The 12,913-nt window shown below is 38.5% G+C and carries 8 protein-coding genes, 5 pseudogenes and 2 other annotated features; all 13 genes and pseudogenes read right to left on the reverse strand.

Annotated features, from left to right (window positions below; genetic code table 11):
* Positions 1–33 precede the first annotated feature (33 nt).
* The 13 genes and pseudogenes from NBRC111893_RS07660 to thiI all read right to left on the reverse strand — a co-directional run bounded on the left by NBRC111893_RS07660 (position 34) and on the right by thiI (position 12,907).
* A pseudogene (locus NBRC111893_RS07660) lies at positions 34–868 on the reverse strand (amino acid ABC transporter substrate-binding protein).
* 37 nt (positions 869–905) lie between these two features.
* Positions 906–1,541, reverse strand: a complete 636-nt coding sequence (locus NBRC111893_RS07665; RefSeq protein WP_125008600.1) for an amino acid ABC transporter ATP-binding protein — start codon at positions 1,539–1,541, stop codon at positions 906–908.
* Positions 1,542–1,552: 11 nt separating this feature from the next.
* Positions 1,553–2,205: pseudogene (locus NBRC111893_RS07670) on the reverse strand (amino acid ABC transporter permease).
* A 153-nt stretch (positions 2,206–2,358) separates the two neighbouring features.
* Positions 2,359–2,590, reverse strand: a binding site (T-box leader).
* A gap of 59 nt (positions 2,591–2,649) precedes the next feature.
* Positions 2,650–3,456 (reverse strand): septum site-determining protein MinD, encoded by an 807-nt coding sequence (gene minD / locus NBRC111893_RS07675; RefSeq protein ID WP_125008601.1) that lies wholly within the window; start codon positions 3,454–3,456, stop codon positions 2,650–2,652.
* Entirely contained in the window at positions 3,449–4,138 is a 690-nt protein-coding gene (locus NBRC111893_RS07680) for a septum site-determining protein MinC (RefSeq protein ID WP_125008602.1), read from the reverse strand. The genes minD and NBRC111893_RS07680 overlap by 8 nt, the downstream gene beginning before the upstream one ends.
* A gap of 26 nt (positions 4,139–4,164) precedes the next feature.
* On the reverse strand, positions 4,165–4,659 hold the full coding sequence (gene mreD, locus NBRC111893_RS07685; RefSeq protein ID WP_225417682.1) for a rod shape-determining protein MreD: 495 nt from the start codon (positions 4,657–4,659) through the stop codon (positions 4,165–4,167).
* Positions 4,660–4,706: 47 nt separating this feature from the next.
* The gene (gene mreC / locus NBRC111893_RS07690; RefSeq protein WP_191984838.1) at positions 4,707–5,555 is read right to left on the reverse strand and encodes a rod shape-determining protein MreC; all 849 of its coding nucleotides are present in this window, start codon (positions 5,553–5,555) and stop codon (positions 4,707–4,709) included.
* A gap of 72 nt (positions 5,556–5,627) precedes the next feature.
* On the reverse strand, positions 5,628–6,632 hold the full coding sequence (locus NBRC111893_RS07695) for a rod shape-determining protein (protein WP_125008604.1): 1,005 nt from the start codon (positions 6,630–6,632) through the stop codon (positions 5,628–5,630).
* 137 nt (positions 6,633–6,769) lie between these two features.
* On the reverse strand, positions 6,770–7,765 hold the full coding sequence (locus NBRC111893_RS07700; protein WP_230402959.1) for a bifunctional folylpolyglutamate synthase/dihydrofolate synthase: 996 nt from the start codon (positions 7,763–7,765) through the stop codon (positions 6,770–6,772).
* The gene (locus NBRC111893_RS11415) at positions 7,708–8,091 is read right to left on the reverse strand and encodes a folylpolyglutamate synthase/dihydrofolate synthase family protein (RefSeq protein ID WP_225417683.1); all 384 of its coding nucleotides are present in this window, start codon (positions 8,089–8,091) and stop codon (positions 7,708–7,710) included. Before NBRC111893_RS11415 ends, NBRC111893_RS07700 begins: the two co-directional genes overlap by 58 nt.
* 89 nt (positions 8,092–8,180) lie before the next feature.
* A pseudogene (locus NBRC111893_RS07705) lies at positions 8,181–10,831 on the reverse strand (valine--tRNA ligase).
* A 43-nt stretch (positions 10,832–10,874) separates the two neighbouring features.
* Positions 10,875–11,081, reverse strand: a binding site (T-box leader).
* 26 nt (positions 11,082–11,107) lie between these two features.
* Positions 11,108–11,618: pseudogene (gene tpx / locus NBRC111893_RS07710) on the reverse strand (thiol peroxidase).
* Positions 11,619–11,690: 72 nt separating this feature from the next.
* Positions 11,691–12,907, reverse strand: a pseudogene (thiI, locus tag NBRC111893_RS07715) (tRNA uracil 4-sulfurtransferase ThiI).
* Positions 12,908–12,913 lie beyond the last annotated feature (6 nt).

Below are 12,913 nucleotides of genomic sequence, written 5' to 3' on the forward strand. Positions count from 1 at the left end.
CGGGCAGTTTCCCCGCTAAGTTACTCGAGTAAATTAATCATTATCATTCTTTAATAATGGTGATGATACCTTTTGACCAAACCATTTTTGATCAATTTGTTTTAGCTTTGCCATTTTTAGCAAGTTTTTTAAGTCCCTCGTTAATTTTAGCTTGCAGCTTACTATCGCCTTTTCTCATCCCTACCGCATAAGATTCTTTAGGAAAAGCACTTTTAACAATTCGATACGATGAATGATCTGCTTGATGAGCAATATAGTAATCGGCATAAATACTATCAATCAACAGGCCTTGAATTCGATTAGAATTTAAATCAATAAATGCGTCTGTGAATGAATCATACAGAACTGGCTCCTGATTTTTAATCCGATTCTTTAATAATTTTGGTTGATTGTCGATATCCATGGCACCAGCTGAACCAGTCTGAACTCCCGCAGATTTTCCCTTCATATCGGCAAAGCTACGAATCTGATTTTTCTTCTTAGTAACTAAAATTTGATCATTAATTAAATATGGATTACTAAAATCAATTTGCTTGGAACGTTCAGGCGTAATTGACAACCCATTCCAAATCAAATCAATCGTTCCGTTTCTTAACTCTGTAACATTCATGGACCAATCAATTGGCTGAAAATCAACTTTAATTCCGTATTGTTTAAAAACTGCCTTAGCTAAGTCAACATCATAACCAACAATTTTACCACTCTTAGTTTGATATCCCATTGGCACAAAACTATCGTCTAGGCCAATGACGATGTGCTTACTCTTTTTGACAGTCTCCCAAGTATCCGGTTTGGTTTCTAGCTTTTGACGTGACTCAATTCGACAACCAGATAGTAAAACCGGAATTAGCATCAAGGTGATAATCATTAAGCCCCTAATTAATCTTTTTTCATTCAATCACCCCTTACTTCAATTGTTCAACCCGAAGGATGTTATCAGCAATCTTTTCAGCAAAATCCATATCGTGAGTAACCACAATTTGAGTCATACCTTGCTGTTTCAAATCAATAATAATTTTCGCAACCTCATCTCGCAATTCAGGATCTAAGGCAGAAGTTGGCTCATCATAACAGAGCACCTTTGGATTCATAGCCAAGGCTCTAACAATAGCCACTCGCTGTTTTTGTCCTCCAGAAAGTTGGTATGGATAAAGGTTTTCTTTACCCGCTAAACCCAATCTTTCTAATAATTCGACGGCTGTGCGTTTAACATCTTTTGTGTCAGCCTTCTTTACTAGTTTTGGTGCCAACGTGATATTATCAAGAACGGTTAAATTCGGAAATAATTGATAATCTTGAAAAACTACTCCAATGATCATATTTTGGGGATTAGCATCGGTCGGATCAAATTCTTGATTATCCCAATAAAATTTTCCTGAGTCAACTCGTTCAAGGCCTGTAATACAACGTAATAAAGTAGTTTTACCAGCACCAGAAGGACCAACAACCGATAAGATATCTTGATCATTTACTTTAACGGATAAATCATTAATTATCGTTCGGCTACCAAATCGCTTAACTAAATTCTTAACTTCTAACATTGATAACACCCCTATCTCCAAACACTAGATTTCTTTTCAATCAATCGCAATATAACCGTGCAGACTGCCGTTAACAATAAGTAGATTACCCCAGCGATAATCAACGGGAGTAATGTAACATCTCTTGCGCTAGCAACGTTTCCAGCTCGTAAGAGATCACCTAAACCAATTACGTAAACTAATGAGGAATCCTTGATTAAATTAACGACTTCGTTTCCAATTGAAGGTAACACAATTTTAAACACTTGTGGAATCACAATGTACCTGATTGTTTGCCAATAAGTTAAGCGCAATACCCGCGCACTTTCAAATTGTCCCTTGGGAATGGCTTGAAAACCACCCCGGAAAATTTCAGCAAAATAAGCCGTGTAATTTAAAACGAATGCGAATAAAGCCGCTTCATATCGTGGAAAACAATTGCAAATGGGTGCATCAATGGCAATCCATAGAACACAATAATTAGTTGGAGCAGCAGTGGTGTCCCTCGCATTAACCAAACATAAAAATTAATTAACCAAACTAATGGCTTGAATTTACTAATCATCCCTAATCCAACAATTGCCCCAAGTGGTACGGATGCAATCAATGTCCAGAAGAACACAGACAATGTCATTTTAGTTCCGGATAATAGCGCTGGTAAAATTTGACCTAAATAATCTATCATAATAATTTCCTCCATAAAAAGTCCCCTTGGTAAAATACACCAAGAGGACGATGGTTTTCGCGGTTCCACCTCAATTTGTAGCGAATTCACATCCGCTACCTCAAGAAGTTTAGCTATTTGAAATCAAAAAACGCCCTCTTAGACTTAGTAGCCTAAGAGGGCGAATTAAATCGCGGTTCCACCTCATGTTTGTCCACAACTGCAGACCTCAAGAGTTTAATAACTAAACTTCAGCAATAACGTGCTCACCGTTTTTCCCTACACCATTGCTGGCTTCAAGAAAATAACTCCCAGATGTGAACTAAACTAGTTTACCATCCCATTTTCAGCAAACAGGGACTCTCTGTTGATAAACGTCATTTAGATTTCTGATCAACGTTTTTATTCATGTCAAAATGTTAACTAAATAATACTTAATGTAATTCAATCCGTCAAGGTGTTAATTTAATTCTTTTTAAACCACCCTGTAAATTTTTGCCAAAAAGACTGCGTAGATTCCTCTTTCATCTCCATCAACGGCACAGATTCACCAGTAATTCGACGGGCGATGTCACGGTATCCCTGACCTGCAGGATTATCAGAATCTAATACGATTGGTTCACCTCTGTTTGAGGTTGAGATAACCGCATCATCATCAAATACAATTCCAAGTAATTCAACGCCAAGATGATGTGTAATTTCATCAATATCCATTACAGAACCATCTTTCATCATGTGGGTTCTAATCCGATTGATAATTAACAATGGTTCTTCTTTAAGTGGATTGGTCTCTAATAACCCTACTACCCGGTCAGCATCACGAACTGCTGAAATTTCTGGAGTAGTAACAATTAATGCACCATCCGCTCCAGCAATCGCATTCATAAATCCAGTTTCAATTCCAGCCGGACAATCAATTAAAACATAATCAAAGTCTGGTTTTAATTCGTCAACGATTTCGACTACCTGATCGGCAGTTAGTGCAGATTTATCAGCGTTTTGTGCTGCTGGCAACAAGTACAACATGTCGTCAAATCGCTTGTCCTTTACTAATGCTTGAGCCAGCTTAGCGCGACCTAAGGCCACATCCACGATGTCATACATAATTCGATTATCTAACCCCAAAACAACATCAAGGTTTCTCAACCCAATATCTAAATCCATTAAAACGACTTTTTTACCCATCATTGCTAATGCCGTACCGATATTGGCTGATGAGGTTGTCTTACCAACGCCACCTTTTCCTGAGGTGATAACTAACGCTTTACCCATTATTAATTCCTCCAATCTGGTTAAAGAACTTTGGATTGATCTCACTTACATTTTCAACTTCGCCATAATCCAAAATATGCAAATCATTAACGTAGGCAACCGTTGAGCTATTAATTTTGTTACTATTTGGAGAATCGTCTAGGATTTCAAATTGCTCACCAATTCTAACTTGTTGAGCGTTATGTACGTCCCCAATAATCAATTTATCTTCTGCATTGGGGTATCCTGCTTGAATAATTCCTGCAACATCGCCAAGTACGAACAAATTACCGCTAACGAACAGTTTACCGCCTTCATGAACATTGCCTAAAAACAGCACATCACCTGTAACCGTCTCGACTTGGCCATTTCGAATAGTTTTATCAAGAATATGGACCGTTTGCTGCTCGATTATTCTCTTTGATTCTTCTTTGGTTACTACATCGGAAACGATTTTATGAATTGAAAAATTAGGATAATTTGCAAATACTTTTTCAATTTCCGAACGCTCATCAGCGTTGAATAGCCGACTGCCAGTTGTAATTTCAAACGCAATTTTTCGCGGATTAGTTGAAGCTGTTTGTGTTTTTAAACCATCTAGCAGCTTAACCAATGATTTAAAAATGTCCGCGTAAGCTGCCCGATCACTTAAAAATATTTCATAACCATCTTTACTGCCTTTTAGTACCGCTGCCTCTGCCAACGTTAATCTACCCCCTATAATTCCAATTATCGCCTATGTTCAGCATATAAAGATTCAATTGGAAAATAACAAATCGCAAAGAAAAACAGATTCAATGCCAAAGTTGGTGCCAAAGCGTTTACCAAAAAAATCGTCGCTGAAGGATCAACCTGGCCGACAAAAATATTAGCTAAAAAGTTCAAACTGATAGCTAATGTAATATCGATAAAAAATACTAGGAATCCGCTAAAAAAGTTTGGTGGCAATAATTCATAGATCGATTGCCCAATATACACAACCAACGGAAATACAAATACATATACTCCTAGCAATCCAGTGTAATAAAGATCAAACACAAACCCAATTACAGCCGCCCACAGGATTACATGAGTACTTCTTAATGAGCTTGTGAAAAATGCAGTCATACTTAACCACATTAACGTTAAATACGGCACCATTGAATTTGGAGTAGCATACAACCAGCTTGAGAACACCTGACTAATAGAACCATCCAAATAAAACATCAGCACTAAACCAATCACAAAATAACTGATACCGGAATTCTTCTTCTCACTATACCAGCCTCCAATTACTTTTTAACTGCGACAGAAACGATTTGAATATCGTGCAAATCTGCTGCTGGCTTAATGTGAATCTTCTTAGCTAAACCATAATCATCTTCACTAACACTAGCGACTTTTCCGATATAAATCCCCTGAGGAATTACACCACCAAGTCCTGAAGTTGATACTCTGTCGCCCTTAACGATTTTGGTTTTCGATGTGATATTTCCCATGGTCAATTCACCGGTTTCATCACTGTATCCAGTAATGATTCCGTTTAAAGACTTGCCACTATTAGCATTAATTTGTACGGCAAATCGGTTAGAGCTTTCCGCAGTGTTAGAAATCAACACAATTTTGCTGTTAGTCTTATTAACTTCCGATACCGTTCCAATAAGACCCTTACCTGCAATAACTGGCATATTTTTTTCTATACCTGCAGCTTGGCCTTTATTGATTATCAATTGACTAGCCCAAGATGAAGGCGCCCGAGAAATTACAGCCGCATTAATTTTATTGTAACTAGTCATAGTCGCACCCACTTTTAATTGGCGCTTTAATTGTTGATTTTCCTTTTCCAATGCTTGGTCTTTAACCTGTGTTTGCACCAATTGGTCAACTTTGGATTTCAATTGTTCATTTTCTTGATAAGTATTTAAAAGGTTCTTCATTGATACAAATCCACTTTGAATTCCATTTATTGGCGTAGCGACAAATCGGTCACCGAACCCAACAATATCGTTACCAAACTGTTGGACAACCGCTGGCGTGCTGCGTTTATTACGAACAGACACAGACAAGGTCATCAATCCAAAACTGATGATCAAGCATATAATAATTATTACCAACTTTCGGTTGGAAAAGAACTTTTGCATAATTGCCTCCATCAGCTAATCGTTCATAAAATAAGCCCTAAGATTAACCTAAGGCTTAAAACGACACTATTATTATTTTTTCTTGATTACGTTAATGTTCTTCAATGATTCACCAGTACCAACGGCAACACAGTCTAGTGGATCGTTAGCGATAGTAACTGGAACTTGAGTTTCTTCGGCAATTACCTCAGAAAGGTTCTTCAAGAGCGCTCCTCCACCAGTAAGAACAATCCCATGATCAATAACGTCAGCAGCAATTTCAGGAGATGTTTCTTCCAGAGTTTCTTTTACTGTTTCAATAATTTCTTCAACTGATTCAGCAATTGCTGAATTTACATCAGAACCAGTAACCTCAACAGTTGTTGGTAAGCCACTAACTAAATCTCGGCCTCGAATTGCGACTGGGGACAATTCTTTAGCAGCTTCAGCAGATGCAGAACCGATATCCCACTTTAATTGTTCGGCAGTTCTTTCACCAATTAACAAATTGTATTTTTGTCGAACATACCCAATGATTGAGTCATTCAATTTATCGCCGGCCATTCTGACTGATCGACTTGAAACAATTCCACCCAATGAAATCGTTGCTACATCAGTAGTTCCGCCCCCAATGTCAACGACCATTGATCCAGTTGGATCCATGACTGGTAGGCCAGCGCCAATTGCAGCGGCAAATGGTTCTTCAATCACATAAGCATCTCTTGCCCCGGCAACTCGGGTAGCATCAATAACGGCACGCTTTTCAACAGCTGTAATTCCAGTTGGTACGCAAACCATTACGTATGGTTTACCTGACGTATGGCCTAAAGCCTTTTCGATGAAGTATTTCATCATTGCAACGGTGGTATCATAATCAGCAATTACTCCGTCCTTCATTGGTCTAACTGCCTGAATACTGCCAGGAGTTCTACCAATCATGGCTCGAGCTTCTTCACCAACTGCGATAATTTCGCCGTCTTTTGTACCTTTAGCAACAACTGATGGTTCGCGGAGGACGATTCCCTTACCATCAACGTACACGATCGTATTGGCAGTACCAAGATCGATTCCGATGTTTTTTTCTCCTAATCCGAACACGGTATTCCATCCCTTCAATTCACAAAAAGTTTTTAGTAGTTTTTTCGCATTTTAATCTTTTAACGAAATAAGTATAGCATAACAAAGTCAAAAATAAATTATTTCCCAAAAATCAACCACGTATCTTAAAACAAACCTTAAATTTGTTCGTTATATTTCAATAAATATGCTCTAACCTCGGAAATAAAATACAACGAGCCTGTGATTAATAATAAATCTTCTGAATTCATTTTTGCTTTTAGCTGCGTAATTGCTGTCTTGAAATCAGGGTTAAAAGCCACGTTTACTCCTTGATTTTTTTCAACCTGCTCAATCATATTAGCATCGAAAAGCCGACGATTCATTGGAGTATTAAATGTAGTTAATGTAATTTCCGCATTCTTGACTTTAGCCATTTCAGAAACAATTTCCTTAGCCTGCTTATCTGCTAGGACAGCCATTAAAATGTAAATCTTGCCAGTCGAGTAACTTGTATTTAGCAAATTGCTGATTTGCTTTGCAGCCGGAACGTTGTGAGCTCCATCGATCACTACTGTAGGGTCATCCGATATTTTTTCGAATCTACCAGCCCACTTAGTATTACTAATCCCAGTTACCACATTGTCGATTAACGGCGACGTGCCCATAAATTTGCAATATACAAAATACAATGAAATCGCCACGGCAGCATTATGAGCTTGATATTCGCCTAACAGCGACGACTTGAAGTGTGCCTCCATGCCAAATCCCGCATAATCAAATGATTGCAGCCAATTGGCGACGTGATTATTCGTTACTTGAAAATCTCTGCCGAATTCAACCAATTGACTGTGATTTCTTGTAGCAGTTTTAGCAATCACCTCAAGCTGATCATCCTCAATATTTCCAACCACAACTGGAACATTAGGTTTTATAATGCCTGCTTTTTGAGCTGCAATTTCATTTAAGGTGTTCCCTAAAATTTGCATATGATCATATCCGATTGAAGTAATTGCAGAAGCAATTGGTGTGATGACATTGGTTGAATCATATAAACCACCTAATCCAACTTCCACTAATACAACATCTGCGTGACCTTCTGCAAAGTAAGCAAACATCATGGCCGTAATGATTTCAAACTCGGTCGGTCCCCCTTCAGGCAATGTATGATCCAACTGATCAACCACCGGTTCCACGAAGTTAACCAACCGCAAAATTCGGCGTCCGAAATTGGAGTACCGTTGACACTAATTCGCTCGTTAAATCTAATCAAAAATGGTGAGGTATATGTCCCGACAGCATAACCATTAGCTTGTAATATATTTCGTAAGTATGCGAGAGTTGAGCCCTTGCCATTCGTGCCTGCAATGTGAATGGCCTTAATTTTTTGATGCGGATTGCCCAAAAGTTCTAAAAATTGTTTCATTCGGTTTAGGGTCGGAATCTTTTTGAACTTGGTCCGACCGTGAATGAACGCCAACGCTTCTTCATAAGTTTTCAAATAAATTACCCCTTAAAAAGAGCCGTAACAAAAACCAATTTGTTACGGCTCCGTTATTAATAAATTTTAATAACGTGAAACTCTAATAATTATAGTTGGCTTTCAATTTGAGCTAAACGTTGCTTTGCGGCAGCCAGCTTAGTTTCATAGTCAGCCTGCTTTTCACGTTCCTTGGCAACAACATCCTCAGGGGCGTTATCAACGAAACGTGCATTACCTAGCTTCTTCTCAACGCGAGCTACCTCTGACTCAAAGTTCTTAACTTCTTTAGCAACCCGATTTCGTTCTTCGCCAAGATCAACTAATTCAGCTAATGGAACATAAATGGTGGCATCAGTAATTACAGAGGACATCGATAAGTCAGGAGCCTGAATATCATCGGCGATTTGTAATTCCTTATCATGAGTAAAGCGATCAATGTAAGGCTTGTTTTCTTCAAAAATTGTCTTCAAAGTTTCGCTCTTAGTTGAGATCAACAAGTCAATTGGTGATGACATTGGAGCATTGGCCTCTGAGCGAATATTTCTAACAGCTTTAATCAAATCAATCAATGAGTTCATGTCTGATTCGGCTTTAGGATCATTCAATTCTTCATTAATAACTGGATAAGCTGCATTAACAATCGTGTCACCCTTATGTGGCATTGATTGCCAAATATTCTCAGTAACAAATGGCATAATTGGATGAAGCAGTCTAAGAATCTTATCAAGAACATAAGCCAAGACGTTTTGGGTATTTCGCTTAGAATCACCGTCTTCACTTGTTAAAGCTTCCTTACTCATTTCAATGTACCAGTCACAGAAATCATTCCAGATGAAGTCGTACAATGCCCGACCAGCTTCACCGAAGTTGAATTTATCAAACTCACGGGTGACATGACCAATTGTTTCATTTAAACGACTAAGAATCCATTTATCAGATAATTCCCATTCTGATTTATCAGGGAGTTCAGGCTGAGTAATTCCGTCTAAGTTCATAATTACGAATCGGCTGGCATTCCAAATTTTGTTAATGAAATTCCACGCTGAATCCATCTTATCGTAACTAAATCTCAAGTCCTGACCAGGAGTCGTTCCCGTTGATAAGAACCAACGGAGTGCATCGGCACCATACTTATCAATCACATCCATTGGATCGATTCCGTTACCTAATGACTTAGACATCTTCCGTCCTTGTTCATCCCGAATCAAGCCATGGAGCAGAACGTTTTTAAATGGCCGTTTCTTAGTAAATTCGAGACTTTGGAAAATCATTCTTGAAACCCAGAAGAAGATGATGTCGTACCCGGTAACTAACGTATCGGTTGGGAAGTAACGTTCAAAGTCTTCAGTATCTTCAGGCCAACCCATTGTTGAAAATGGCCATAGCGCTGATGAGAACCAAGTATCCAAAACGTCAGCATCTTGTTCCCAGTTTTCAATATCTTTAGGGGCCTCTTCGCCAACGTAGGTTTCGCCAGTTTGCTTATTATACCAAGCTGGGATTTGATGTCCCCACCAAAGTTGTCGAGAAATAACCCAGTCATGAACGTTTTCCATCCATTGAGTAAAGGTATCTTCAAATCTTTCGGGGAAGAAGCTTACACGATCGTCAGTTTCTTGATTCTTAATAGCTTGTTCAGCTAATGGTTTCATCTTAACGAACCATTGTGTAGATAATCTAGCTTCAACCTGGACTCCAGTTCTTTCTGAGTGACCAACTGAATGAACAATCGGATTGATGTTAATCATTAGCCCTTCGGCTTCAAGATCTTTAACCATAGCCTCTCTGGCTTCGAAACGATCCATACCAGCATATTTACCGGCATTTTCGTTCATGGTGGCATCGTCGTTCATAGTGTTAATACGTTCTAAATCATGACGATTACCAACTTTAAAATCATTAGGATCATGGGCAGGAGTGATTTTAACCATCCCTGTACCGAATTCAGGATCAACGTATTGATCGGCAATTATTGGCACTTCACGGTTGATCAATGGTACTAATACTTTTTTACCAACTAAATCCTTGTATCGTTCGTCACTTGGATTAACTGCAACAGCAGTATCACCCATCATCGTTTCAGGACGAGTAGTGGCGATTTCAATATAATCTTTGCCATCAAAGGTTGTTCCATCAGTGAATGGATACTTTACGTGATAAAATGCACCCTTGTCATCCTGGTGAATAACTTCGATATCTGACAAAGCTGTTCTTGCTTGAGGATCCCAGTTAATGATGTATTCACCACGGTAAATCAAGCCCTTATTGTAGAGTTGAACAAAGACCTTTCTGACAGCCTTTGAAAGACCGTCATCAAGCGTGAAGCGTTCACGAGAATAATCTAATGAAAGGCCCAACTTTCCCCATTGCTTTTTAATGGTAGCAGCAAATCATCTTTCCATTCCCAAACTTTTTCAACAAACTTTTCACGTCCCAAGTCATAACGGGTAATGCCTTGTTCACGAAGTTTAGCTTCAACCTTAGCCTGAGTTGCAATCCCAGCATGATCCATTCCAGGAACCCAAAGCGTGTCAAAACCTTGCATCCGCTTTTGGCGAATTATCATATCTTGAAGAGTAGTATCCCAAGCATGTCCCAAATGAAGCTTTCCAGTCACATTAGGTGGAGGCAATACTATTGAATATGGTTTAGCCTTTTTATCCCCACTTGGTTTAAATACATCATCTTCGAGCCACTTATCGTAACGACCTTGTTCAACCTCTGTTGGGTTGTACTTTGTCGACATTTCCTTTGTCATTTCATCGCCTCTTTCTCAAAATAAAAAGCACCTCATCCTAAAAAATTAGGACGAAGTGCTCGCGGTACCACCTAAATTGGGCTTTTAAACCCCACTTAATATCGAATAACGGTCGAACTAACCGATCCATTCTCATATTGAATGGATTGCTCACAAGCTACCTTCACGCTAACGTAATTAAATGTCTCTCACCACTGACATTTTCTCTTTGAAATCACTGTTAGGTTACTCTCTTGATCATTGCAGATTATAAATTATATAATAAGCGACATTTTGCTACTCGTCAATCCGATTTGCAACTTTATTCAAAGCTGCGAGTGCCTTAGCATAATCTGGTTCATCATGTAATTCGTCAACAATTTGCCGATAAACAACGGTTCCAACCTTGTCAACAATAAAAATTGTTCTAGCTAATGCACCAAAGTTAGGTAAATATAATCCCATAGCATAACCAAGTGATAATTGTTCATCCGATAGCATTCGGATATTTTCAACGCCTTCTGCAGCACACCAATCTTTTTGTTGTTCCACTGTGTTGTTAGATACTACTACAAATTGAGCATCGGTGTAATGATCTGCTTCCTGATTAAACTTACGTGTCTCAAGCGAGCACACGGAGGTATTAATATCAGGGATTGTTGAAATCAAAGTCACTTTTCCTAGCAAATCAGCAGTTTTTTACTTTATTGCCATCTGCATCTTCTAGCTTAAACTTTGGTAACTTATCGCCATTAACTGGCGGATTACCATATAGTTGTTCTTCTTTACCGCTAATTGTTATCTGCATGTTAAAACACTCCTTAGTAATCAAAGGTTATGTCTACTTTAAAATAGAAATCGGAAAACTAACCAGTAAATTCTACAAAAGTTCTGCAAAAACATCTGCATTAACGTTCATGTAGTCTTCACCTGGCTTGATATCAAAAATCTTCATTCCAACCATTGAACGTTGCATTAGTTCATCAACGTCAATATACTGCTCAAATTTACGTGACTTTTCCAAGTCAGGCCGAGTTTAGGGGCAGGCGGTGTAAAGATTGTACAACAATCTTCAAATGGCAAAACTGATAAATCAAACGTGTCAATATCCTTTGAAATTTCAATGATATCGGTCTTATCCATTGAAATTAATGGTCTAAGAACAGGCATTGACGTAACATCATTAATTGCCATCATACTTTCAAGGGTCTGTGAAGCTACTTGGCCTAATGCTTCACCATTAAAAATTCCAGTACAGTGACGATTCTTAGTAATTTCAGCAGCCAGTCTCATCATCATTCTACGTTGAATTGTCATTAAGTAACCTTCTGGAACTTTTTCCTTAATGGTTTCTTGGATTTCAGTGAACGGAACTGCAATAAATTGAATCCCACCAGAATACTTTGCCAACACTGAAGTCAATTGCTTGGCCTTTGCTAACGCTTGTTCACTAGTATATGGAGGACTGTAAAAATGAATCATATCAATCTTAACACCACGTTTCATTGCCATGTATGCGGCAACTGGTGAATCAATTCCACCTGATAACATCATTGATGCACGGCCTCCAGTTCCAACTGGAAGACCACCAGCACCCTTAATCTTTTCAGAAGATAAATAAGCTCCGTTCATTCGAACTTCAACTCTGATTTCAATATCCGGGTTCTTAACATTAACTTTAATCCCATCAACATTTTCAAGAATGTAATCACCCAACATATTGTTGATTTGATCGGTATGGTATTCGAAACTCTTATCTTGTCGACGAGTATTAATCTTAAATGTCTTGCCAGCAGAGTATTGTTCCTTGACCATCTCCAAAGCGGTTTCTTTGATGGCATCCATCGTCTTAGCAATCTTAATCGATGGATAAAAATTTTCAATTCCAAAAACTTGTTTGAGACTTTCAATAACCGGTTTATCATCTTGACCATTCAAATCAACATGAAGCCGATCACGCTGCGCCTTAACTTCAATATCACCATAATTTGTCAAAACTGCGCGGACATTTTTACCAAGTTGTTTGATAAAATCCTTCCGGTTTTTACCCTTGGTTGATAGTTCACCGTAGCGAACCATGATTTCCGTATACTTCATTAATTA

This window comes from Lentilactobacillus kosonis (assembly GCF_003864335.1).
Taxonomy (GTDB): Bacteria; Bacillota; Bacilli; order Lactobacillales; family Lactobacillaceae; genus Lentilactobacillus; species Lentilactobacillus kosonis.

Coding starts and splice junctions, on each gene's coding strand:
- NBRC111893_RS07665 (WP_125008600.1), bottom strand. CDS start 1,541: ATGTTAGAAGTTAAGAATTTAGTTAAGCGATTTGGTAGCCGAACGATA.
- minD (WP_125008601.1), bottom strand. CDS start 3,456: ATGGGTAAAGCGTTAGTTATCACCTCAGGAAAAGGTGGCGTTGGTAAG.
- mreC (WP_191984838.1), bottom strand. CDS start 5,555: ATGCAAAAGTTCTTTTCCAACCGAAAGTTGGTAATAATTATTATATGC.